This window comes from Kitasatospora sp. NPDC057595, from assembly GCF_042800875.1.
Taxonomy (GTDB): domain Bacteria; phylum Actinomycetota; class Actinomycetes; order Streptomycetales; family Streptomycetaceae; genus Kitasatospora.
Genome location: NZ_JBHVGL010000002.1, coordinates 108,253 through 129,849 on the forward strand (window position 1 = coordinate 108,253; position 21,597 = coordinate 129,849).

Consider the following 21,597-nt stretch of genomic DNA (forward strand, 5'->3'; position numbering starts at 1 on the left):
GGCGGGGGCTTCGGCCGGGATCGGGCCGCCGGGTGTCAGGCGGTGGTGGTGGACCGCGGCTGGTCGGTGGCCTTGGTCACGTTGGTCGGGTTCACGGCCTGGCGGGGCTGCTCGGCCGCCGGCTGCGCCGGGGCGGCGGTGCTCTGAGCGGTGCCCTGGGCGGCGTCGGCGGCGGGAGTGTCGTCCTCGCGCATCGCCTTCGTCTCCGCCTTGAGGATCCGCATCGACTTGCCGAGGCCGCGGGCCATCTCCGGCAGCTTCTTCGACCCGAACAGCAGGATCACGACAGCCAGCACCACGAGCACGTGCCAGGGCTCAAGACCGTTACGCAGCATCCCTGGCCACCGGTCCCTTCTCGTCTAGTGTCATACGTCACAGTTGGGCAAAGCGCCCGTCCTGGCCAGTATGCCTGCCCGTGGCGGCGAACGTATACACCGGCCGGGAAACGCTGGTCAAAAACCAGATGTTGCGCGGCCGGACGGCACGTCGGGGCACCGAGCCCGCCCGGAGCCCCCGCATCGCCCGAGGTCAGGCCACCCCCCACCGTCCCCGTCCGCCACCCCGCCCCCGGCCCCCCGCGCCGCACCCGCCGCCCGCCCACCCGGGGACCACGCCCCTTCGAGCCGCCCCATCCCCACGTTTTGGCCGGTTCCCACCACCGCCGCCACCGCATCCGCCCGGGGCGGGCCTCGTTGCTCATCCCGGTGGCACGGCTCGGCGTTGGGCCTCGGTGCGGCAGGACCGGCCGATGTGTGGCAGCCCCTGTTGCCCTGCTCCTCGCCGACCTCGGGGTCGTGACGCCCTTCCCTCGACCTCGTGCCTCAAGTGCCAGGCCGCATGCCGGGCCCTCGGGCGGAGCTCGGGGCGGTGACATCTCGTAGGGGAATCCGTGATCGCTTTCCGCGTGATCGTGTGTGTGGGCCTGCCGGCTGGGCCGGTGGTCGAGTCGTCGTCGGAGGTCCGCGGTCACCTCGGTCGAGCCGTCGACCGCGCCGGTCGAGGGACGGGCACGGTCGTCACGCGTCATGGACGACCGGAAGCCGTGCTGGTCGGCATCGGCGAAGACCGGCGGCTGAAGCGGATTGAGGCCGATGCGCTCGGGCCGGAGGCCGGCTCGCGGGGGCGGCGGCGGGAGGCCAGGGGCGGAGGGGTGCGACGACGGGCAACTGCCGGGAGTGGTAGTGGCGTTGATCCCGGGGCGGGAACGCGGCAGCCCCCGCCCGGGGTGGGTGGGGGCTGCGATGACGCGCCGGTGGGGGAGTCGGGGTGGGGCGGTCAGGCGGTGGCGGGCTCGGGGGTGGCGGGCTCGGGGCTGGGGGTCGGGGCGGGGGCGGCGGGGAGGTGGCGCATGAGGCGGTGGGCGAGGAGGGAGGCGCCGATCGTGATCAGGAGGCCGACCACGGCGGCGACGTGCAGGCCGTCGGTGAAGGCGGTGCGGGCGGTGCTCAGGAGGTCGGTGCCGAGCCGGCCGGGCAGTTGGGCGGCGACGGTCACCGCGCCGCCGAGGGTGTCCTGCGCGGTGCGGGCGGCCTCGCCGTCCAGGCCGGCCGGGAGGGCGCCGTCGAGCCGGGAGCGGTAGACCGCGGCGCCGGCCGCGCCGAGCAGGGCGATGCCGAGGGAGCTGCCGAGTTCGACGGCGGTCTCGGAGGTCGCGGAGGCGGCGCCGGCCCGCTCGACGGGGGCGGCGGAGACGACCATCTCGGCGGTGAGGGTCATGGTGCCGACGGTGCCGGCGGCCAGCACGCCCGCCGCGGTGAGGACGAGCGCCAGCGGGGAGTCCGCGCCGACCCGGGTCATCAGCGCGAAGCCGGCCGCGCCGATCAGGAAGCCCCCGGCCATCAGCACCGCCGGGCGGACCTTCCCGGCGAGCGCCGAGCTCAGGCCGACGGCGGCGCCCACGCCCACGCTGGGGACGAGTGACCAGAGCGAGGCGGTGAGCGGGCTCATGCCCTTGACCAGTTGCAGGTACTGCGAGGTGAAGAGACTGAAGCCCATCATCGCGAACATCGCCATGGTGTTGACGCTGATCGCTCCGCTGAAGGCGCGGATCCGGAACAGGCCGAGGTCGATCAGCGGGTTGGCGGCGGTGCGCTGCCGGCGGTAGAACGCGCCGCCGAGCAGCAGCCCGGCCGGGACGGCGAGCGCGGCGAGCGGGTCCCAGCCGTCCACCGCGAGCGTCTTGACTCCGTAGACCAGCGGCAGGACGGCGGCCAGCGAGAGGGCGGCGCCGAGCAGGTCGAAGCTGCCGTGCCGCGGGGAGCGGTACTCGGGGAGCAGCACCGGGGCGGCGAGCAGGACCAGGGCCATCACCGGGACGGCGAGCAGGAACGCCGAGCCCCACCAGAAGTGGTCGAGCAGCAGGCCGCCGGCGACCGGTCCCAGGGTGGCGCCGGCGGTGAGGATGCCGCCCCAGGCGCCGAGCGCGATCTGGCGCTGCTTGGGGTCGTGGAACATGTTGCGGATCAGCGCGAGGGTCGAGGGCATCACGGTGGCCCCGGCGACGCCCAGCAGGGCGCGGGCGGCGATCAGCTGTCCGGCGCCGTCCGCGTAGGCGGCGAGCAGCGAGGCTCCGGCGAAACCGCTGGCGCCGATCATCAGCAGCCGGCGGCGGCCGATCCGGTCGCCCAGCGCGCCCATCGTGATGAGCAGCCCGGCCAGCAGGAACGAGTACATGTCCATGATCCACAGCTGCTGGGTGCCGCTCGGCGCCAGCGTGGTGGAGATGTAGGGGACGGCGAAGAAGAGCACGCCCATGTCCATGGTCAGGACGAGGGTCGGGAGCAACAGGACGGCGAGGCCGATCCATTCGCGACGGCCTGCGCGGCCGGGGGTGGCGGTCATGGGGAAGACGGTACGGACGTGTCAGACGTCTGTCTAGTACGTTTGTCTCAATCAATCGTGCGAGACTGGTGTGCCAGACGTTCGTGCAAGACACTCGTCTTGATCGGACGTAGCATTCGGGCCATGGGAAATCGCGAGGACCTCATGGCCGGCGCCAAGCGCTGCCTGACCGAGAAGGGCTACGGGCGCACCACCGCCCGGGACATCGCCACCGCCTCCGGCGTCAGCCTGGCGGCCATCGGCTACCACTTCGGCTCCAAGGAGGCGCTGCTCAATGCGGCGCTGATCGAGGCGACCGGGGAGTGGGGCGATGTCCTGGGGGCCGTGGTGGCGCGGGCCAACAAGACGTCCGACGACCCGGAGGAGCGGTTCGTCGCGGTCTGGGACGGCGTGCTGGAGAGCATCGCCGCCCACCGCGGCCTCTGGGCCTCGCAGTTCGAGGCGATGGTGCAGGTGGAGCGGGTGCCGGAGCTGCGGGAGGCGCTCGGCGAGGTCCAGAAGAACGCGCGGCTCGGGCTGTCGGCCCTGTTCCAGGGGCTCACCGAGGTGGCGGACACCGAGGAGGAGCTGTCCCGAGGCACCTTCTACCAGGCGCTGCTGGTGGGCCTGGCCGGGCAGTGGCTGGCCGCGCCGGACATGGCGCCCGGTGGGCGGGGCCTGCTGCGCGGGCTGGAGCTGGTCGGTGGCTCGGTGCTGAAGCGGAAGTCCGGGGAGTGGCACGGCGCCAAGGACTGGCACGGCCCCGTGGCCTGAGAGCGCCGGGCCCCCTGCCCGGCGCCCCGCCCGGGGCTCAGGCGGTGACGGCCGTCAGCAGCACCACCGAGTCGACGTGGGCCAGCAGGCCGTGCCGCTCCTGCGGGACGGCCTGCAACTGCCCCGTCGAGAGCTCCTCGCGACGGCCGGCGATGGTGAGCGAGACCCGCCCGCGCAGCACCTGGACGCTGGCGGCGGCCGGGGCGTTGTGCTCGTCGAGCGAGGTGCCCGCGGTCAGCGCGATCACCGTCTGCCGCAGCACCCCGTCGTGCAGCACCAGATGGGCGCTGCGGCCGTGCGGGCTCTCGGCCGCCATGGCCGCGTGCTCCGCGACGAGTTGTTCGAGATCGACCATCGCTCGTCCTCCTGCCGTCCGGGCGCGGCCTCGCCGCGCGGGCGCTCCTGCGGCCCAGCGTCCCGGACGCGCCCCGCGCCCGCACGCCGAAGCGCACGGGCGCGGGGCGCGGGCGCGCGCGGGTGCGCTCGGCGTGCGGCGGTGGCCGACTGCCTCCATCGTGGAGGCATGGCGACCAATGAGCGTTTTTTCAGCGGGTTCCAGGTCAACCGCTCGCTGCTGGCCGGCGGCGCGGTGCTGACGGGCATCGCCGCGGTGTTCGGGACGGCGGGTGCGGTGATGGTGTGCGCGGCGCTGGCGACGGCCGGCCGCAAGTGGGTGCGGGGGCTGGACACCCCGCCGGCGGCCCTGACCCAGCGGGCCCAGCGAGCCCTGCACGAGGCCAAGGTGGCGTCGTCGGCCGGCTGGGAGGCGTGGCGCGCCGAGCACCACTCGCCCAACTGAGCCGGCCGCCCGGCCCGTTCACCCGCCCGACTCCGCCGGACGGGTGAACGATCGCGCGGCGGCGGCCGCCCTGGGGTCCCTGCTACAGCCCGAGCGACTTCGCGACGATGCTGCGCATGACCTCGCTCGTGCCGCCGTAGATCCGGAACACCCGGTTGTCGGTGTAGAGCCGGGCGATCGGGTACTCCAGGATGTAGCCGTAACCGCCGTGCAGCTGAAGGCACTTGTCGATCACGACGGACGCCGACTCGGTGCAGAACAGCTTCGCCGCCGCCGCGTCCGCCACCGTCAGCGCGCCGTTCTGGTACAGCTCCAGCGCGCGGTCGACCATCGACTGCTGCGCCATCACCTGGGCCTCGCAGTCGGCGAGCGTGAACTTGGTGTTCTGGAACTCGGCGACGGCCTTGCCGAACACCTTGCGGTCCTTGACGTACTGCACCGCGAACCGGACCGCCGCCGCGGCGGCCGCGTACGCCCCGACCGCGATCGCCAGCCGCTCCTGCACCAGGTTGTGGGTCAGGTAGGTGAACGCCTTCCCCTCCTCACCGAGCAGGTTCTCCACCGGCACCTTGACGTCCGAGAAGGCCAGCTCGGCGGTGTCCGAGGTGCGCAGCCCGATCTTCTGCAGCTTGCGGCCGACGCTGTAACCGGGGGAGGCGGTGTCCACGCAGAGGATGGAGAGCCCGGCCCGGCGGTTCTCCGGGTCGTACGGCGAGGTGCGGCAGACCACCAGGACGAGGTCGGCGAGCACGCCCCCGGTGATGAAGGTCTTGGCGCCGTTGAGCACGTAGTGGGTGCCGTCCTCGGACAGCCGCGCGGTGGTGGAGATGCCGGCGAGGTCGGAGCCGGCGCCCGGCTCGGTCATCGCGATCGCGGTCATCAGGTCGCCGGAGACGAAGCCGGGCAGCCAGCGCCGCTTCTGCTCCTCGGTCGCGTACTCCAGCAGATAGGGCAGCACCAGGCCGGTGTGCACCCCGGAGGAGCCGAAGCTGACGCCCGCCCGCGCGGTCTCCTCGGCGACCACCGCCTGGTACTTGAAGCCGCTCTCGCCCGCGCCGCCGTACTCCTCGGGCACCTCGATGCCGAAGACGCCGAGTTCGCCGAGCTTGCGGTAGAAGTCCCGCGGCGGGTGGCCCTCGGCCTCCCAGCTCTCGTAGACGGGGACGACCTCGTTGGCGATGAAGTCCCGGATGGTCTCCCGGAAGGCCTCGTGGTCCTCGGTGAACACGGTGCGGCGCACGGCGGCGCCTCCCTTCGACGGTGCCTGACGTTCGCTGGAGCCTGCGCGACGGGCTCGGACGGCCCCGCCGATCGCCCCACAAGTTAATCCCGGGTAGCTTCGGCTGTCCAGGGTGGGGAGAGCGGCGTCCGCGCCGCGACGAACGGCCTGGTGACGGGCTTCGCGGGGCCTCGGGTGAACGGCTCCCGGCCTGCCCGGCGGCCACCCGGGCGGCCGCCGGAACGGGCCCTGGAACAGGGTTGTCCGATACGGACTTGGCAAATGCTTTACTGTTTCATTGCCAAGACTCGACCTATCCACCAGGCCCTCAGGAGTCCGCACCGTGACCAGCCTCGCCCTCGGCCCGTCCTGGCTCGATCCGACCCACCTGATCTCCACGTTCGGGCTGATCGGCATCCTGGCCATCGTCTTCGCCGAGTCCGGCCTGCTGATCGGCTTCTTCCTCCCCGGCGACTCGCTGCTCTTCACCACCGGCCTGCTGGTGGCCGGCGGCACCTACCTGCACCAGCCGCTCTGGGTGGTCTGCGCGCTGATCGTGGCCGCGGCGGTGGCCGGCGACCAGGTCGGCTACCTGTTCGGACGGAAGGTCGGCCCGAGCCTGTTCCGGCGCCCCGACTCCCGGCTGTTCAAGCAGGAGAACGTGGAGAAGGCGGCGGCCTTCTTCGACCGGCACGGGCCGAAGGCGATCGTGCTGGCCCGCTTCGTGCCGATCGTCCGCACCTTCACCCCGATCATCGCCGGGGTGAGCAGGATGAACTACCGGGTCTTCGTCCTCTTCAACGTGATCGGCGGCGTGCTGTGGGGCGCCGGCGTCACGGTGCTCGGTTACTTCCTCGGGCAGATCCCGTTCGTCCGGGACAACATCGAGGCGATCCTGGTCGGCATCGTGCTGGTCTCGGTGATCCCGGTGGCCGTCGAACTGCTGCGCGCCCGCCGCTCCGGCCGGACCGCCGAAGCCCGGACCGCCGAAACCCGGGCGACCGACGCCCGCACCGACGCCGGAACCGACGCCGCCACGGCCCCCACGGCGGCGCCCGTCGCCGGAACCGGCAGCCGGCACCGCGCCGGGTAGGCGTCCGGGGACGCCGCCGCCCGCCGTCGCGTACATGTGCGTCCAGCAGTTCGATCAGGCAAGGTGTAGGCGAGATCGATCGGCGGCCCGGGGGACCGGCACCGCCAGGGGCGGCAAGGAGTGGAAGTGCCGAAGCGGGGCCGACCGGGCGGCGGCAAGAGGGCCAGGGGCGGCCGGGGCGGCCGTCCGCAGCGTCAGGCCCGCCCGGCCGCCGGTGTGCGGCCGGTCCACCCGTCCGAGGCGCCGCCCACCGAGGGGCTGCTCGGGCACCCCGCCCCGGTCGCCGAGCAGACCGTGGAGATCCCGCTCGCGCTGCCCGCCCCCGAGACCAAGGGCCTGCTGGCCCCGGAACCCGAACCGGCCACCGCCCCGACGGACACCGCGGGCACCGCGTACGCCACGGGCACCGCCCCCGCCGAGGGCACTGCTCCCGCCGCGGCCACCGCGGAGCCCGCCGGCCCGACGACGCCCGCCGGGGAACCGCTCGCCCCGGTGTACCGCCGCCGCTCGGTGGCCGAGGACACCCTCACCCCCGAGGAGTGGCGGGCCGCCGGCTACACCCCGCCGGCCGGCATCCCGCTGGGTGCCCTCAGCCAGGGCGCCCCCGGCGAGGCGCCCTGGCCGGACCGGATGCGCACCCTGCTGCGCACCCCGATGTCCGAGCGCCCCGCCTTCGAGCGCTCCGCACGCGAGCTGCACCCCGCGACCGCCTCCGCCGCGGCCCGCAACGTCCCGCGCATCCTCGACCTGACCCTGCGCATCGGCGAACTGCTGCTGGCGAGCGGCGAGGCCGCCGAGGACGTCGAGGCGGCCATGCTCGGCATCGCGCACGCGTACCGGCTGGACCGCTGCGAACCGCAGGTCACCTTCACCCTGATCGGCATCTCGCACCAGCCCTCGCTGGTCGAGCCGCCGATCACCGCCGACCGCGTGGTGCGCCGCCGGACCTCCGACTACACCCGGCTGAACGCGGTGTACGAGCTGGTCGCGGACATCACCGCGGAGCAGGTGAGCGTCAACGACGCCTACCGCCGGCTCGCGGTGATCCGCCGCAACCGGCACCCGTACGCGGCCTGGCTGCTCGCGCTGAACACCGGTCTGCTGGCCGGCGCGGCGACCTTCCTGGTCGGCGGGAAGATCGACGACAAGGCCTGGCTGGTCTTCCTCAGCGCCTTCGTGGCCGCCGTGCTCGGCGACCGGCTGGCCTCGCTGATCGCCCGCCGCGGGCTGCCGGAGTTCTACCAGTTCGTGCTGGCCGCGATGCCGGCCGCCGCCTCCGGCATCGTGCTCTCGTTCAACGAGCTGGGCCTGCGCGGCTCCGTGGTGATCACCGGTGGGCTGTTCGCGCTGCTGCCCGGGCGGGCGCTGGTCGCCGCGGTGCAGGACGGTCTGACCGGCTTCTACATCACCGCGGCGGCCCGCCTGCTGGAGGTGATCTACCTGGTGGCGGGCATCGTCATCGGCGTGATGCTGATCCTCTACCTGGGCGTCGGCTTCGAGGCGAAGCTGCGCCCGGACGAGTCGCTGGTCGGCAACAACTACCCGCCGGTCCAGATGGTCGCCGCGATGGTGCTGACCCTCGCCTTCGCGATGCTGCTGCAGACCGATCGCCGCTCGCTCGCGCTGGTCACCCTGAACAGCGGCATCGGCTGGGCCAGCTACGGCGTGCTGGCCTACAACGCGGGGGTCTCGCCGATCGTCGCGACCGGGGTGGCGGCCGGTCTGGTCGGCCTCTTCGGCCAGCTGATGGCGCGCTACCGCAACGGGTCCGCGCTGCCGTACGTCACCGCCGCGATCGGGCCGCTGATGCCCGGTTCGGCGCTCTACCTCGGCATGCTCTCGTTCGCCCAGGGGCACCCCAGCGGGGGGCTGGTCCAGATCACCCGGGCCGCCGCGATCGCGATGGCGCTGGCCATCGGCGTGAACCTGGGCGGTGAGATCGCCCGGCTCTTCATGAAGCTCCCGGTCGGGGGCGAGCGTCCCTCGCTTGCCCCGGTCATCCCCCGCCGGGCCGCCAAGCGCACCCGCGGCTTCTGACGCCGGGCGTTGGCCCCCGGGCCATGTCGCGGAAGGTCGCACGCAGCACCAGGAACGAAGGTAAGAGCCATGACCACACTGCTGGACGGCTATCGCGAGCACATCGTCGCCACGCACAAGCAACCGCTGTTCCTGCTGCTGGTCGGGTTCACCACCTCCTTCGTCTTCATCCGGTTCAGCGTGCGGATGATCAGGGCCCAGGTGCGCTGGTGGCCCGGCAACGTGACGCCCGGCGGGCTGCACATCCACCACATGGTGTTCGGCCTGGGCTTCCTGCTGGCCGGGGGCATCGGGGTGTTCGCGACCTACGGCGGGCACCCGTGGATCGACGTCTTCGGGCTGCTCTTCGGCATCGGCTGCGGCCTGGTGCTGGACGAGTTCGCGCTGATCCTGCACCTGGACGACGTCTACTGGAGCGAGCAGGGGCGCAAGTCGGTGGACGCGGTGATCTTCGGCATCCTCTTCACCGGCCTGCTGCTCGTCGGGTACGTTCCGCTCGGCGCCGAGCCCACCGGGGAGACCAGGTGGGGGCTGGTCACGGTGATCTCGGTGAACGCGCTGGCGATGATCGTCACCCTGCTCAAGGGCAAGGTGTGGACCGGGCTGCTGGGCATCATGGTGCCCGGCCTCTCCTGGGTCGGGGCCGTCCGGCTGGCCCGCCCGAGCAGCCCCTGGGCGCGCTGGCGGTACGCCGCGAGCCCGCGCCTGCGGGCCCGGGCGCTCCGGCGTGAGCGCCTGCTGCACCGGCGTGCGGACCAGGCCCGCACCTGGCTCTTCGACCTGATCGCCGGGGCGCCCGACAAGGTGCCGGCCCACCACCCGGCGGCCCACCGGGTGGCCGAGCAGATGGCCGCCCGGGCCACCGCGCACCTGGACGCGCACGCCGCCCGGGCGCTGGCCCGGCGGTCCGCCCGGCTGGCCGACCGCCGTTCGGCGGCGGGCACCGCGGAGCACCGGTCGGGGAGCCGCCACAGCGCCGGGGCCGGTGCGCCCGGCGACGGCGGGCCGACCGCCCGGGCGGGGCGGCACGGCCGGTCCCAGCAGCGACGCCGGGCGGTCCGGGCCGGCCGCAGCCGGACGTACGCGGTCGGTCCGGCCGGCCAGGTGGCCCGGCCGGGCCGGCACCGCTGGCTGCGGACGCGGACCCGCCGGATGAGCCGGTAGCGGGCACACCCGGGCGCGCGGTGGTCCGGCCGGAGGCGGCTGCGGTCTGATCATCCGATGGTCACTCGGTTGGTGGCGCGGGCTTGAGGCGTGAAAGCGCCTCGGCTTGAGAGCATGGCGTTCAGTGATCGCCTTGTCACGGAATGGGATGGTTCGCCGGTCGGCTGGTCCGTCGGTCGGCCGGCCCGTCGGCCCACGTGCGCGTGGCCGCTCCACTCCCTCGTGGCCGTTCGAAGGGATGAATCGTGGCGCGCGGGCTCCTGCCGACCCTCCTGTTGTCCCTCACCCTCTCCCTCACCGCCCTGCTCGGACTGCTCCCCGCCGCGGTGTCCGTCACGGCGGCACCGGCCCCGTCCGCCCCCGCCGACGTGCCGCCCGGTGCGCCGCCGGTCACCGTGCCACCCGTCACCGTGCCACCCGTCACCGTGCCGCCCGGTGCCGATCCGTCCGGGGCTTCCGGGGCCGGGGAGCAGGCCTACCCGTCCGCCGAGGAGATCGACCGGGCCCGGGAGGAGGCCGATCGCCGGGCCGGCGGCGTCACCGCCATCGAAGCCGCGCTCACCGCCGCCAGGAGCGAGGCCGACCGGGCGGCCCGGACCGCCGAACAGGCCGTCGAGGCCTACAACGGCGCCCAGCTCGCCCTCACCCGGGCCCGCACCGAGGAGTCCGCCGCGGCCGCCCGGGCCGCCGCCGCCGAGGCCGAGCGGTCCGACGCGGCCGAGGAGGCCGCCGCGCTGGCCGCCGAAACGTACCGGCAGGGCACCGGCGCCGAACTCTCCGCGATCAACGCCCTGCTCGGCGCGCGCGGTCCGCGCGAGGCCGGGGACCGGGCGGCCGTGGTCGGGATCGCCAGCCGGCGCACCCGGCAGATCCTCGACGCGGCGGTCTCCACGGCGGCTGCGGCGGCCCGGGCCGCCGCCGCCGCGCGCACCGCGACCGAGGCCGCCGAACGTGCCGCCGCCGCGGTCGGCGCCGCCCGGCAGCGCGCCGAGGCACGGCTGGCGGACCAGCAGAACCAGGTCACGGCCGCCGGACTGCGGCGCGAGCAGCTGCTCGCCGAGCTGGCCGCCGCCCGGAACACCACCGTCGAGCTGGAGCGGCAGCGGCGCGAGGCGCTGGAGGCGATCGCCGCCCGGGAGGCCGAGGCCGCCGCCCGCGCGGCCGCCGAGAAGGCGGCGGCCGAACGCGAGGCGGCGGAGCAGGCCGCCCGCGAGGCCGAGGCCAGGGCCGCCGCCGAGGCCGCCAAAGCCGCCGAGGCCGCCAAAGCCGCCGAGGCCGCCGAGGCCGCCGAACGGGACGCGGCTGCGGCCCCGCCCGCCACCTCCGCCGCACCCCCGCCCCCGGCGAGCCCCTGGTCGGCCGAGGGCGCGGCCGAGGCCGTCGCCTTCGCCCGCACCAAGATCGGCCTGCCCTACGTCTGGGGCGGCGAGGGCCCGGGCGGCTACGACTGCTCCGGGCTGACCATGATGGCGTGGCGCCAGGGCGGCAAGCGGCTCAACCACTTCGCCGCCGACCAGTACGCCCAGTCCACCCCGGTCACCTACCGCCAGCTCCGCCCCGGCGACCTGGTCTTCTGGAGCGCCACCGGCCGCGCCGCCGACATCCACCACGTCGGCCTCTACATCGGCGACGACCAGATGATCGAGGCCCCCAGGGCCGGCCGGCCGGTCAAACAGGCCAGCCTCTGGATCATGGGCACCCCGGACTTCTACGCCCGCCCCTGACGCGCGGCCGGGCACCCACTCACTCGGTCACCGGCAGGCACTCGGCGAGCAGGCCGAGGACGTCGTGCCAGGCCCGCTCCGCGTGCCGGGGGTGGTGGCCGACACCGGGGAGCACGGTGTGGTCGACCGGCGGGTGGTGGAACGCGTGCAGCGCCCCGCCGTAGACCACGAGGCGCCAGTCGACGCCCGCGGCCTGCATCTCGGCGGTGAACGCCTCCCGCTGCGCGGGCGGCATGATCGGATCCTCCGACCCGACCCCGGCCCACACCGGGCAGCGGATGCGCGCGGCCTCGCCCGGCCGGCCCGTGGTCAGGCCGTTGACCGTCCCGATCGCCCGCAGGTCGACCCCGGCGCGGCCGAGCTCCAGGGCGATGGCGCCCCCGGTGCCGTAGCCGACGGCGGCGATCCGCTCCGGGTCGGTGCGCGGTTCGGCGCGCAGCACGTCGAGCGCCGCGTGGCCGACGTCCCGCATCCGCTCGGGGTCGGCGAGCAGCGGCAGCGCGCGCGCCAGCATCTCCTGGGGGTCGGTGAACCAGCGCCCGCCGTGCAGGTCGAAGGCCAGTGCCACGTAGCCGAGTTCGGCGAGGGCGTCGGCCCGGTGGCGGTAGACGTCGTTCAGGCCGGGCCCCTCGGGGCCGAGCAGGACCGCAGGCCGGCGGCCGGTGCCGGAGGGGAGTGCGAGGTGTCCGATCATCGTCAGTCCATCGGCCGGGTAACGGACCGTGTGGGTGGTGATTGTCGCCATGGGCCGGACTCTAGGGCGGCCGGCGCCCGTCCGGGCCGGTCTTCGCCGAGGGCGGACGGGGCGGGTGGGGCCCGTCCGCCGCACCCGGAATAATTCGGATGCCATCGCCGAAATCCCGCCGTACGGTGAGCGAATGGGCAACGAGACGAACGACGGCCCCCGCGATCCTGGCAGCGGCCGTCCGAAGGAACAGCGTTCGAAGGAACAGGGCGACATCGTCGACGGGATCGAGATCCGGGCGGTCGGCGAGGACGAGGTCGAGGCGTGGGACCGGGCGCTGGCCGTCGGCTTCCTGCGGTCGCACGTCGGCCGGGCGACGGAGTTCCGCCGCCGGCAGTGGCAGCCGGGCCGGATGCTCGGCGCGTTCGACGACGGCCGGATCGTCGCCACCTTCCGCAGCTTCGACGCCGAACTGACCGTGCCCGGCGGCGCCGTGGTGAAGGCCGACGCGATCACCGCCGTCACCGTGACCGCCACCCACCGGCGGCGCGGCCTGCTGCGCCGGATGATGACCGGGGACCTCGCCGCGGCCCGGGAGCGCGGTGCCGCCGTCGCGATCCTGATCGCCGCCGAGTACAACATCTACGGCCGGTACGGCTTCGGCCCCGCCACCCGCGGCCACGGCTGGAACATCGACCTGCTCCGCGCCGGCGGCCTGCGGGCCGGCCTGCCCACCGTGCCCGGCGGGCGGATCGACCTGGTCGACATGGCGGAGCTGCGCAAGATCGGCCCCGAGCTGTTCGACCGCTGGCGGGTCACCCAGCCCGGTGCGATCGACCGCGACGAGCTGACCTGGCAGCGCCACACCGGTGAGATCGAGGTGCCCGGCTTCGACTGGAAGGAGCCCTTCGCCGTCGTCCACCGGGACGCCGAGGGGACCGCCACCGGCCTGGCCGTCTACAAGGTCGACGACACCTGGGACGGCTCCTACCCGAACTGCACGCTCACCGTCCTGGACTTCTTCGCCCTGGACCGGCCGACAGCCCACGCGCTGTGGGGCTACCTCTTCTCGGTCGACTGGGTGCGCAAGGTCTCGGTGGAGAACGTCGGACCGGACGACCCGCTGCCGATGCTGCTGAACGAGCCGCGCGCCGCCACCCCGCACGTCGACAACGCCGACTTCATGTGGCTGCGGGTGCTGGACGTCGAGGCCGCCTTCAACGCCCGGACGTACGGCGCGCCCGGCCGCGTGGTGCTGGAGGTCGAGGACCGGGAGGGCCACGCCGCCGGCCGCTGGGCGATCGAGGTCGCCGCGGACGGTACCGGCCGCTGTACCCGGACCACCGACGAGGCCGACCTGGCGCTGGACGCCTCGGCGCTCGGCGCGCTCTACCTGGCCGGCGAGACGCTGCCCCGGATCGCGCTGGCCGGCCTGGTCACCGAGCTGCGCCCGGGCGCGGTGGCCGCCGCGGACCTGCTGCTGCGCCGGCCGCTGCTGGCCTGGAACATCGACGGATTCTGATCGGCCGTCACCCCCGGTCCGCGCGGCCGGGGGTGTCCGCCGTGCGGTGGCCGTGCCGCGGCTACTTCACCGCGGTCTTCCCGATGGTGGGCAGGATGAAGTCCTGGATGAGGCCCTTGGCGTCACGGACGATCGGCCGGAACACGCGGTAGCGCGAAAGGTTGATGACCCGGGCCGTCATGGGCACCGACCGCCGGACGAACTCCCGGGTGCGCTCGGTGTCCGGGGTCCGGTCGAAGACCCAGTAGAGCACCACGATCATCAGGTAGAGCCACAGCACGTCGGGCAGCAGGTCGACCAGTTCGGCGTCCAGCTTCGGCGCCAGCTCGGAGCCCTGCAGCACCTCGCGGAAGAGCTCGACGGCCGTCGCCCGGGCCGGGTGGGACTCGTTGGAGAACGGGCTCAGCGAGCTGTTCGGGTCGGCGGCGGTGCGGAAGAACTGGGCGGAGAACTCGTGGTACGGGGCGGCCGTGTCGAGCCAGGAGGCGAGGGCGATCTCCAGTCGCTCGCTGAAGTCCCGGGTGTGCGCCATGCGGCTCCTGGCGTCCGCGGCGTGCTCGTGCGTCATGCCGTCGTAGAACCCCTGGATCAGGAATTCCTTGGCCGAGAAGTAGTAGTAGGCGTTGCCGACCGAGACGCCCGCCTCCGTGGCGATGGCGCGCATGGTGGTCTTCTCGTAGCCGCGCTCCTGGAAGAGCCGCATCGCGGTCTCCAGGATCAGGGCCCGGGTCTGCTCGCTCTTGTCGGTCTTCGGCTGTGCGCGGCTGCCGCGCGTCTCGGCCGGGCCCGCGGTGTCCCCGGCCGTGCCGGTGCCGCCCCCGTCCGTGCCGTTGGCGCCGTTCGCCGTGCTCGTGCCGTTCGTCGCTGCCAGGTCGTCCACGGCTCCGAGCCTAGCCCGATCGGATCAGTCCCAGGCGGTGTCGGAGTCCGCGGTACCGGATGCCCCCTCCGCATCCGGTACCGACGCCGTCCTGCCGCATTTTTCGAACGCGTTCAAAGACATGCTCTGACTCTAGGTCATCACTTGAACGCGTTCAAGCGCGAATGAGAGGCTTGCCGAATGAGCATCGTGATCCGCCCGGGCGGCCCCCAGGACGCCGAGGTCGTCGCCGAACTGCACGCCGCCAGCTGGCGCACCGCGTACGCCGGCATCGTCCCGGCCGAAGCCCTCGGCGACGGGCTGGCCGCCGAGCGGCGCGAGATCTGGGAACTGCGGCTGGCCGTCGACTACGGCGGTCCGGAGACGACCCCCGAGCTGCTGATCGCCGAACGGGACGGTGACGTGGTCGGGTTCGCCTACCTCGTCCCGTACGGGGACGGCCGGGTGCTGCTCGACAACCTGCACGTCCGCCCCGGGCTGACCGGCGGCGGCATCGGCCGCGAACTGCTGGCCGCCGCCCGGGCGCACACGGCCGACCGCCACCCCGGCACGGACCTCTACCTGGAGGTGCTGCAGGCCAACACCCGCGCGGTCGCCTTCTACGAGCGCGAGGGTGCCCGCCGCACCGCCGAGCGCCAGGGCGTCTTCCCCGGCGGCCACACGCTGCCCGAGTACGAGTACACCTGGCCGGCCTCCGAACTTGCCCGTCAGTCGCGGTCGTAGACCGTCACCGGCACCCCTCGACCGGACAGCCGGGCGGTCACCAGCGGTTCCACCGACTCCCAGCGCCCGCCCGCCAGTCCGCACCCGATCCGCGGCATGTGCACGGACGCGCCCAGGTCGAGCGCGTGCCCGCCCAGCGTCGCCAGCGCGGTGTCGATCGCCTCGTACCGCACCGGCGGCCCGGAGGAGCGGCCGGTGCGGATGCCGCGCTGGCCGACCATGTTGGCCACCCAGAGGTGCGTCCCGACCCGCACCAACTGCACGGCGCCGAGCCCGAAGTCGTTCCCCGCCCGCTCGCGGTGCCAGCGCCGGTACGCCGCCTCCGGCTCCGGCCAGCGCTGCGAGACGGCCAGCACGAACCCCTTCCCCCAGCCGCCGAGGTCGTTGCAGACGTGCGCGATCACCTTGACCCCCTTGCCCAGGGGCGCCGTGGCATCGCCGCGGACGTGGGTGATGGTGCTCGCAGCCGTCATGCCCCGAACGCTAGCGCGCGGCACTGACAACGCGTTCGGGAGCCGCCGCCGGCGCGACCAGGTGGCGGCGGCCCGCGAGCCCGATCAGCAGGGCGAGCGCCGCCGCGCAGGCCGGGATCCAGTAGCCGGCGCCGGGCCCCGCGTGCTCGGCGACCGTGCCGGCCAGCGCCGAGCCGCCCGAGATGCCGACCACGATGCCGGACACCGCGATCGCCATGCCCTCGTTCAACTGCCGCTGCGGCAGCAGCTCCTGGAGCAGCATCATGCCGGTGACCATGGTCGGCGCGGTCCCCGTCCCGGCCGCGAACAGCGCCACTCCGAGCAGGACGAGCCCCGCGCCGCCCAGTCCGGCGGCCAGCGGCAGGAGCAGCAGACCCGCCATCGCCGCGAGGCCCCGCACGAAGCGGGCGCCCGCCGGGCCGTTCGGCCGCAGCGTGCCGAACACCAGCCCGGCCACGCAGGAGCCGGCCGCCACCAGGGCCAGCAGACCGCCCGCGACCGGCCGGTGCCCCAGCGCGTCCGCGTAGGCGACGGTGGTCAGGTCGAGCGCACCGAAGATCATGCCGGTGCTGAGGAAGGTCACCGTGAGCACCCGCAGCCCCGGTACCCGCAGCGGGGAGCCGTGCCGTCCGGCGGCCGGGTGTCCGGCGGTCGGCGGTTCGGTGCGGCGCTGGGCCGCGAAGAGGAGCCCGCCGACCGCGCCGAGTCCGCCGGCGGTGAGCAGTCCGGCCTCCGGTGCGATCGTCGTGCACAGCACCATGCCGAGCACCGGGCCGGCCATGAAGCAGAGTTCGTCCAGCGCCTGTTCGAAGGAGTTGGCGAGGTGCCGCTCGTCCGGCTCGTCCCGGAGCAGATGTGCCCAGCGGGCCCGGGCCATGCCGCCGAGGTTCGGTGCCGCCGCGCCGGCGGCCCAGCAGACGTACAGCGTCCAGTCGGGAGCCCCGGTGCGGACGCAGAGCAGCAGTCCGGAGAGCGGCACCGTGCAGTAGAGCACCGTGGGGACGGTGACCCGCGCCTGCCCGAACCGGTCGACCAGCCGGCCGATCACCGGCATGCCGATCGCCCCGGTGACCAGGCCGGTCGCCGCGACGGTGCCCGCCAGCGCGTACGAGCCGCGCCGTTCGGCGAGCAGCACCACCAGCGAGACCCCGATCATCGACATCGACAGCCGGCCGAGCAGCCCGGCCAGGGTGAAGGCGGTGGTGCCGGGCCGGGCGAACAGGCGTCGGTACGGGGAGAGCATGGGACTCCACGGGGAGAGGGGGGAGGGGAAGGCCCCTCAGCCTCGGGCCGCCGGCCGTGCGTGGTCCAACACCTGTTCTGCCGCATTGACAACAGTGTGGTGTCAATGCGGCCGGAAGAAATCGGCCCGCCCGCCCCCGGGGACGTTGTTAGCCTGCCGCCATGCCCCGTGACCTGCACCCCCGCCTGCTCCGCGGTTTTGTCGCGATCGCCGAGACGCTGCACTTCGGGCGGGCCGCCGAGCGTCTGCACGTGGCGCAGCAGGCGCTCAGCCGGGACGTCCGGACGCTGGAGGGGCTGCTCGGCGACGCGCTCTTCACCCGCACCACGCGCAACGTCGAACTCACCGCGGCCGGAAGCGGGTTGCTGCCCAAGGCGCGCCGGCTGCTGGCACTGCACGACGAGATCCTCGCCGGCGCCGCGCACCGTTCGCTGCTGCTGGACCTCAACAGTGACGTCACCGGACCGGACCTCACCAGCCACCGGCTGCTCCGACGGGCCCGCGCCGACTGGCCGGAGGGCGAACTCCTGGCCCGCTTCCACGGTGGTCTGGCGGCGGCCGCCGGTGAACTGCTCGCCCACCGGCTGGACGTCTCGTTCGGCCGCTTCGCCGGCCTGGCCTCCGGGGTTCGCGCCCAACTCGCCCAGCGGCCGCTCCGGTTCGAGCGGATTTCGGTGATGATGGCGGCCGGCCATCCGCTCGCCGATCGGCCGGTGCTACGGCCGGCGGACCTGGCCGGCCATCCGGTGGACGTCTGCGCGGGCAACCCGGCCACCACCGAGTGGACCGACCTCGGCCTGCGGCTGCTGCGCGAGCACGGCCTGGTGCCGGCACCGCCGCGGGTCCCACCGGTGGGGGTGGACGAGACCGCCCGCTACCTCGCCCGGCACGGCGATCCGATGCTGACCACCGTCGGCGGTCCGGTGCTGCCGGGGGCGGTGAACGTTCCGCTCGTCGAGCCGGTGCCGCTCAGCCTGGTGAGCCTGGTGCACCGCCCGGACCTGCGGCATCCCGGACTGACCGCGCTGCTCTCCGCGGCCGTCGAACTCGGTGCGCGGGAGGCCTGGTTGCGGCGCCCGGCGGACAGCTGGCTCCCGGTGGCGGACGCCGCGCTGCTGGCGCCCTGAGCGGTCCGCCGCCCGGGCGGCGTGGTCACCGGTGCGGGCGGGGGCCAGGCGGAGGCGGTGCGCGGAGAAAACGGTGCGCGAAATCGCGCCGGACCAGGAATCACCCGGCGTCGGACGGTTGTTCGAGCCGAAGACGATCCCACCCCTGCCGCTCGGGGGTCGGCAGGGGTGGGGTTGGCTGCGGACGCGCAGTCGCAGGGGGGCGTCGAGACTGCGCGCCCGCGGTCGGGGAGGGCCCCACAGGGCCCGGGGCCGCGGTCGGCCGGGTCAGGCCGCCTTCACTGCGGAGATGTCGAAGGTGAGCTTCACCTTCTCGCCGATCAGCACGCCGCCGGTCTCCAGGGCCGCGTTGTAGGTGAGGCCCCACTCGGTGCGGTCCAGGACGGCCTTGCCCTCGAAGCCGACCCGGTCCGCGCCGTAGGCGTCGACGGCGTGGCCGGTGAAGTCGAGGTCCAGGACGATCGGACGGGTGACGTCCTTGATGGTCAGCTCGCCGGCCATCCGGTAGGAGTCGTCGCGCAGGCGCTCGGCGGAGGTGCTGCGGAAGCTCATCTCGGGGAAGGTCTCGGCGGCGAAGAAGTCGCTGGTGCGCAGGTGCTCGTCGCGCTGCGCCTGGTTGGTGTCGATGCTGCCGACCTTGATGACCAGCACGGCGCTGGAGTTGGTCGGCGTGGTGCCGTCGAGGTGCAGCTTGCCGTCGTACTCGGTGAAGCGGCCCTTGACGTTGGTGACCATCGCGTGGCGGACGGAGAAGCCGATCTCGCTGTGGGTGGCGTCGATGGTCCAGTCGCCCGAGAGGTGGCCGAGGTCCGAGCCTTCGGTGACGGCGACGGTGGTGGTGGTCGCGGCGGCGGTGGTGTTCTTGTTGCGGTTGAAAAGGCCCATGGCTCCTCCTCGGGTCCGAAGCCATTTGTTTAGGCTTCAACTTGTTGGCTCCACTGTAGCCCCACTTCGTTCAAAGTTCAACCATGCTGGTCGGGGGCCGCCGATAGGGTCGGAGCCGGTCGGCCGTCCGGCTTGACCCTCGACCCGGTCGAGGCCCCAGAGTCCCTGGCATGGAGAGCGACCTGCGCAGCATCGGAGAGCTGGCCCGCGACAGCGGTCTGAGCGTGAGCGCCCTGCGCTTCTACGACGGCGCCGACGTGTTGGCCCCCGCCCGTGTCGACCCGCGCACCGGCTACCGCTGGTACGCGCCCGAGCAGCTCGCCGACGCCCGGCTGCTCGCCCGGCTGCGCCGGGTGGGCCTGCCGCTGGCCGACGTCCGGGCGGTGCTCGGCGCGGCCCCCGGCGGCGACACCGCCCGGCGGCTGCTCGACGCGCACCTGCGCCGGCTGGAGGACGGCCTCGCCGACGCGCGCCGGGAGCTCTCCCTGATCCGTCGACTGATCGACCAGAGGGAGAACCCGATGACCGCCACCCCCGTCGAGCACCGCTGCACCGTCCCCGCCCGCGCGCTGGCCGAGGCCCTGGACGCGGTCCGCTTCGCCGTCGGCAGCGACCCCGAGCTGCCGGTCCTGTCCGGCGTGCTGTTCGACCTGGACGGCGGTCTGCTGCGGCTGGTCGCCACCGACCGCTACCGGATGGCCCTCGCCGAGGTCCCGGTCGAGGCCCCGGCGGCGGACGCCTCCGCCGCCGCGATCGTGCCGACCGCCCTGGCCGACGCCCTCCGCGCGCTGCTCGGCTCCGGCTCCGGTGCCGGGACGGCGGAGCTGGTGCTGGACGGGACGGCGGTGGGCGTCGCGGTGGACGGCCACCGGATCGAGGGCGTCGCGCTCGACCACGACTACCCGGACTACCGCGCGCTGATCCGGCTGGACCCCGTCCGCCGGGTCGGCCTGTCCGCCGCCGACCTGCGCGAGGCGGTCGCGTCCGCCCCGACCCGCACCCTCCCGTCCGGCCCGGACGGCGCCGCCTGCGAGGTCGCCGTGCTGGCCGTCGACGAGGCCGGCCGCCTCACCGTCGCGGCGCCCGCACGTGCTGCCGACGCGTTCGACCCGTCCGCCGCGTCCGACCCGTCCGGCTCGGCCGCCCTGCGGGTGGCGGTCAACCGGGACTTCCTGCTGGAGGCGCTCGCGGCCGGCGCCCCGGGGCAGCTCGTGCTCGAACTCGGCGGGCCCATCGCCCCGCTCGCCATCCGCGCACCCGAGCACCCGGGCACCTTCTCGGTGCTCATGCCGGTCCGCCTCCCGGCCTGACCGGGCCCGACCCTCGGCGCACCCCGGAGCGTTTGCTGGTGCTAGCGGTGCGCTTGCAAAAGCAAGCAGCGTGGGGCAGGGTGATCCCATGGCCTCCCTGAACGTCGGCTCGCTGGGCGAGTACATCCGCGAACAGCGGCGCAACGCGCAGTACTCGTTGCGGCAGTTGGCGGAGGCCGCCGGCGTGTCCAACCCCTACCTCAGCCAGATCGAGCGAGGGTTGCGCAAGCCGAGCGCGGAGATCCTGCAGCAGATCGCCAAGGCGCTGCGGATCTCGGCGGAGACGCTCTACGTCCAGGCCGGGATCCTGGAGGAACGGCGTGGTGAGGGCCTGGAACTGCGGGCCTCGATCCTCGCCGATCCGCTGATCAACGAGCAGCAGAAGCAGGCGCTGCTCGCGGTCTACGACGCCTTCCTCAAGGAGAACGCCGCCGGGCGCCCGCCCGGTGCGGACGAGGGTGCGGGCGGGAGCGCGGACGAGCACGAGGGCAAGGCACCCTAGACACCACGGGAGGACCGGCCGTGCCGATCACGGACGACATCAAGAAGACCCTGACCGACCCCACCCCGCTGTACGCCCTCGCCGGCGCCGGGGACCTCGCCTACGAGAAGCTGCGGGAGGTGCCCGGCAAGGTCGAGGCGCTCGCGGCCGACCGCAAGGGCACCCAGGAGAAGGCCACCGCCCGGCTGGCCGAGGCCCAGGCCCGGCTGGTCGAGGCGCAGTCCAAGGTCACCGACACCGTCACCGCGCTGCCGGCCGACCTGAGGACGCTGCAGGAGAAGGCGCAGACCTTCGCGCTCCAGCAGGTCGGCCGCGCCGTCGAGCTGGCGGTGAAGGCCAAGGAGACCTACGACGGGCTGGCCGAGCGCGGCAAGGTCGCGGTCGACCGCGGGCGCGGCGCCGAGGCCGGTGCGGCCGAGGCGGTCGCCGAGCGGGTCGACGCCGAGGAGGCCGGGGGCGAACTCGTCGAGGGCGAGCTGGTCGAGGAGGCGGTGGCCGGGGACGAGGCACCCGCCGCCGCCCCGAAGCGCGGCCGGTCCCGCAAGAGCGCGGAGTAGCACCGCGCGGTCCCGGGGCGCATCGGGTGCCACCGGGCCGTTGACCCCTTGGCGGACGCC

The 21,597-nt window shown here is 74.1% G+C and carries 21 protein-coding genes and 1 pseudogene; 13 read left to right on the forward strand and 9 right to left on the reverse strand.

From position 1 onward, the window contains the following. Positions 1–35: 35 nt before the first annotated feature. Positions 36–335, reverse strand: a complete 300-nt coding sequence (tatA, locus tag ACFU9E_RS03870; RefSeq protein WP_380683467.1) for a Sec-independent protein translocase subunit TatA — start codon at positions 333–335, stop codon at positions 36–38. Between the two features lie 602 nt (positions 336–937). On the opposite strand from tatA, the pseudogene ACFU9E_RS03875 reads away from it, so the two are divergent. Next, positions 938–1,123 (forward strand): annotated as a pseudogene (locus tag ACFU9E_RS03875) (type II toxin-antitoxin system Phd/YefM family antitoxin); the annotation flags it as partial. Between the two features lie 152 nt (positions 1,124–1,275). Here the strand turns inward: ACFU9E_RS03875 and ACFU9E_RS03880 are convergent. After that, positions 1,276–2,841, reverse strand: a complete 1,566-nt coding sequence (locus ACFU9E_RS03880) for an MFS transporter (RefSeq protein ID WP_380683466.1) — start codon at positions 2,839–2,841, stop codon at positions 1,276–1,278. 123 nt (positions 2,842–2,964) lie between these two features. Between ACFU9E_RS03880 and ACFU9E_RS03885 the strand changes: the two genes are divergently transcribed. Further along, positions 2,965–3,594 carry a TetR/AcrR family transcriptional regulator gene (locus ACFU9E_RS03885; RefSeq protein ID WP_380683464.1) on the forward strand — a complete coding sequence of 210 codons (630 nt, stop codon included), beginning with the start codon at positions 2,965–2,967 and terminating at the stop codon, positions 3,592–3,594. Between the two features lie 37 nt (positions 3,595–3,631). On the opposite strand, the gene ACFU9E_RS03890 is transcribed toward ACFU9E_RS03885, so the two are convergent. Further along, positions 3,632–3,949 carry a cupin gene (locus ACFU9E_RS03890; RefSeq protein ID WP_380683463.1) on the reverse strand — a complete coding sequence of 106 codons (318 nt, stop codon included), beginning with the start codon at positions 3,947–3,949 and terminating at the stop codon, positions 3,632–3,634. Positions 3,950–4,117: 168 nt separating this feature from the next. Between ACFU9E_RS03890 and ACFU9E_RS03895 the strand changes: the two genes are divergently transcribed. Further along, positions 4,118–4,393, forward strand: coding sequence for a hypothetical protein (locus ACFU9E_RS03895; RefSeq protein ID WP_355357676.1), 276 nt, complete (start codon positions 4,118–4,120; stop codon positions 4,391–4,393). Positions 4,394–4,475: 82 nt separating this feature from the next. On the opposite strand, the gene ACFU9E_RS03900 is transcribed toward ACFU9E_RS03895, so the two are convergent. Next, the gene (locus ACFU9E_RS03900; protein WP_380687541.1) at positions 4,476–5,633 is read right to left on the reverse strand and encodes an acyl-CoA dehydrogenase family protein; all 1,158 of its coding nucleotides are present in this window, start codon (positions 5,631–5,633) and stop codon (positions 4,476–4,478) included. Between the two features lie 322 nt (positions 5,634–5,955). On the opposite strand from ACFU9E_RS03900, the gene ACFU9E_RS03905 reads away from it, so the two are divergent. The 4 genes from ACFU9E_RS03905 (at position 5,956) to ACFU9E_RS03920 (ending at position 11,630) form a co-directional block, all read left to right on the forward strand. Then, a complete protein-coding gene (locus ACFU9E_RS03905; RefSeq protein WP_380687539.1) occupies positions 5,956–6,705 on the forward strand; it encodes a DedA family protein in 750 nt (249 codons plus the stop codon). A 120-nt stretch (positions 6,706–6,825) separates the two neighbouring features. Continuing rightward, entirely contained in the window at positions 6,826–8,742 is a 1,917-nt protein-coding gene (locus ACFU9E_RS03910) for a threonine/serine exporter ThrE family protein (RefSeq protein ID WP_380687537.1), read from the forward strand. Between the two features lie 69 nt (positions 8,743–8,811). Beyond that, positions 8,812–9,906, forward strand: coding sequence for a hypothetical protein (locus ACFU9E_RS03915; RefSeq protein WP_380687535.1), 1,095 nt, complete (start codon positions 8,812–8,814; stop codon positions 9,904–9,906). 245 nt (positions 9,907–10,151) lie between these two features. Next, positions 10,152–11,630: a C40 family peptidase gene (locus tag ACFU9E_RS03920; protein ID WP_380714751.1), complete on the forward strand. Its 1,479-nt coding sequence runs from the start codon at positions 10,152–10,154 to the stop codon at positions 11,628–11,630. Between the two features lie 19 nt (positions 11,631–11,649). Here the strand turns inward: ACFU9E_RS03920 and ACFU9E_RS03925 are convergent, their stop codons facing one another. Beyond that, positions 11,650–12,375, reverse strand: a complete 726-nt coding sequence (locus ACFU9E_RS03925) for a dienelactone hydrolase family protein (protein ID WP_380684966.1) — start codon at positions 12,373–12,375, stop codon at positions 11,650–11,652. 133 nt (positions 12,376–12,508) lie between these two features. Here ACFU9E_RS03925 and ACFU9E_RS03930 point away from each other — a divergent pair, with 133 nt between their 5' ends. Beyond that, positions 12,509–13,837: a GNAT family N-acetyltransferase gene (locus ACFU9E_RS03930; RefSeq protein ID WP_380684967.1), complete on the forward strand. Its 1,329-nt coding sequence runs from the start codon at positions 12,509–12,511 to the stop codon at positions 13,835–13,837. 61 nt (positions 13,838–13,898) lie between these two features. On the opposite strand, the gene ACFU9E_RS03935 is transcribed toward ACFU9E_RS03930, so the two are convergent. Beyond that, positions 13,899–14,717, reverse strand: coding sequence for a TetR family transcriptional regulator (locus ACFU9E_RS03935; RefSeq protein WP_380684968.1), 819 nt, complete (start codon positions 14,715–14,717; stop codon positions 13,899–13,901). 180 nt (positions 14,718–14,897) lie between these two features. Here ACFU9E_RS03935 and ACFU9E_RS03940 point away from each other — a divergent pair, with 180 nt between their 5' ends. Further along, the gene (locus ACFU9E_RS03940; RefSeq protein ID WP_380684969.1) at positions 14,898–15,440 is read left to right on the forward strand and encodes a GNAT family N-acetyltransferase; all 543 of its coding nucleotides are present in this window, start codon (positions 14,898–14,900) and stop codon (positions 15,438–15,440) included. On the opposite strand, the gene ACFU9E_RS03945 is transcribed toward ACFU9E_RS03940, so the two are convergent. Then, a complete protein-coding gene (locus ACFU9E_RS03945) occupies positions 15,425–15,913 on the reverse strand; it encodes a macro domain-containing protein (RefSeq protein WP_380684970.1) in 489 nt (162 codons plus the stop codon). The genes ACFU9E_RS03940 and ACFU9E_RS03945 overlap by 16 nt on opposite strands. 10 nt (positions 15,914–15,923) lie before the next feature. Then, positions 15,924–17,156 (reverse strand): MFS transporter, encoded by a 1,233-nt coding sequence (locus ACFU9E_RS03950; RefSeq protein WP_380684971.1) that lies wholly within the window; start codon positions 17,154–17,156, stop codon positions 15,924–15,926. Between the two features lie 161 nt (positions 17,157–17,317). Between ACFU9E_RS03950 and ACFU9E_RS03955 the strand changes: the two genes are divergently transcribed. Next, positions 17,318–18,283: a LysR family transcriptional regulator gene (locus tag ACFU9E_RS03955; protein ID WP_380684972.1), complete on the forward strand. Its 966-nt coding sequence runs from the start codon at positions 17,318–17,320 to the stop codon at positions 18,281–18,283. Between the two features lie 267 nt (positions 18,284–18,550). Here the strand turns inward: ACFU9E_RS03955 and ACFU9E_RS03960 are convergent, their stop codons facing one another. Beyond that, complete coding sequence (locus tag ACFU9E_RS03960; protein WP_380684973.1) at positions 18,551–19,168, reverse strand: YceI family protein; 618 nt, start codon at positions 19,166–19,168, stop codon at positions 18,551–18,553. 170 nt (positions 19,169–19,338) lie between these two features. Between ACFU9E_RS03960 and ACFU9E_RS03965 the strand changes: the two genes are divergently transcribed. The 3 genes from ACFU9E_RS03965 to ACFU9E_RS03975 all read left to right on the forward strand — a co-directional run bounded on the left by ACFU9E_RS03965 (position 19,339) and on the right by ACFU9E_RS03975 (position 21,537). Continuing rightward, on the forward strand, positions 19,339–20,478 hold the full coding sequence (locus ACFU9E_RS03965; protein ID WP_380684974.1) for a MerR family transcriptional regulator: 1,140 nt from the start codon (positions 19,339–19,341) through the stop codon (positions 20,476–20,478). Between the two features lie 88 nt (positions 20,479–20,566). After that, positions 20,567–20,980, forward strand: a complete 414-nt coding sequence (locus ACFU9E_RS03970) for a helix-turn-helix transcriptional regulator (RefSeq protein WP_355357719.1) — start codon at positions 20,567–20,569, stop codon at positions 20,978–20,980. A 20-nt stretch (positions 20,981–21,000) separates the two neighbouring features. Beyond that, entirely contained in the window at positions 21,001–21,537 is a 537-nt protein-coding gene (locus ACFU9E_RS03975) for a hypothetical protein (protein WP_380684975.1), read from the forward strand. Positions 21,538–21,597: the final 60 nt, after the last annotated feature.

Coding starts and splice junctions, on each gene's coding strand:
- ACFU9E_RS03965 (WP_380684974.1), top strand. CDS start 19,339: ATGGAGAGCGACCTGCGCAGCATCGGAGAGCTGGCCCGCGACAGCGGT.
- ACFU9E_RS03950 (WP_380684971.1), bottom strand. CDS start 17,156: ATGCTCTCCCCGTACCGACGCCTGTTCGCCCGGCCCGGCACCACCGCC.
- ACFU9E_RS03880 (WP_380683466.1), bottom strand. CDS start 2,841: ATGACCGCCACCCCCGGCCGCGCAGGCCGTCGCGAATGGATCGGCCTC.
- ACFU9E_RS03930 (WP_380684967.1), top strand. CDS start 12,509: ATGGGCAACGAGACGAACGACGGCCCCCGCGATCCTGGCAGCGGCCGT.
- ACFU9E_RS03890 (WP_380683463.1), bottom strand. CDS start 3,949: ATGGTCGATCTCGAACAACTCGTCGCGGAGCACGCGGCCATGGCGGCC.
- ACFU9E_RS03895 (WP_355357676.1), top strand. CDS start 4,118: ATGGCGACCAATGAGCGTTTTTTCAGCGGGTTCCAGGTCAACCGCTCG.
- ACFU9E_RS03970 (WP_355357719.1), top strand. CDS start 20,567: ATGGCCTCCCTGAACGTCGGCTCGCTGGGCGAGTACATCCGCGAACAG.
- ACFU9E_RS03945 (WP_380684970.1), bottom strand. CDS start 15,913: ATGACGGCTGCGAGCACCATCACCCACGTCCGCGGCGATGCCACGGCG.
- ACFU9E_RS03960 (WP_380684973.1), bottom strand. CDS start 19,168: ATGGGCCTTTTCAACCGCAACAAGAACACCACCGCCGCCGCGACCACC.
- ACFU9E_RS03885 (WP_380683464.1), top strand. CDS start 2,965: ATGGGAAATCGCGAGGACCTCATGGCCGGCGCCAAGCGCTGCCTGACC.
- ACFU9E_RS03940 (WP_380684969.1), top strand. CDS start 14,898: ATGAGCATCGTGATCCGCCCGGGCGGCCCCCAGGACGCCGAGGTCGTC.
- ACFU9E_RS03955 (WP_380684972.1), top strand. CDS start 17,318: ATGCCCCGTGACCTGCACCCCCGCCTGCTCCGCGGTTTTGTCGCGATC.
- ACFU9E_RS03915 (WP_380687535.1), top strand. CDS start 8,812: ATGACCACACTGCTGGACGGCTATCGCGAGCACATCGTCGCCACGCAC.
- tatA (WP_380683467.1), bottom strand. CDS start 335: ATGCTGCGTAACGGTCTTGAGCCCTGGCACGTGCTCGTGGTGCTGGCT.
- ACFU9E_RS03925 (WP_380684966.1), bottom strand. CDS start 12,375: ATGGCGACAATCACCACCCACACGGTCCGTTACCCGGCCGATGGACTG.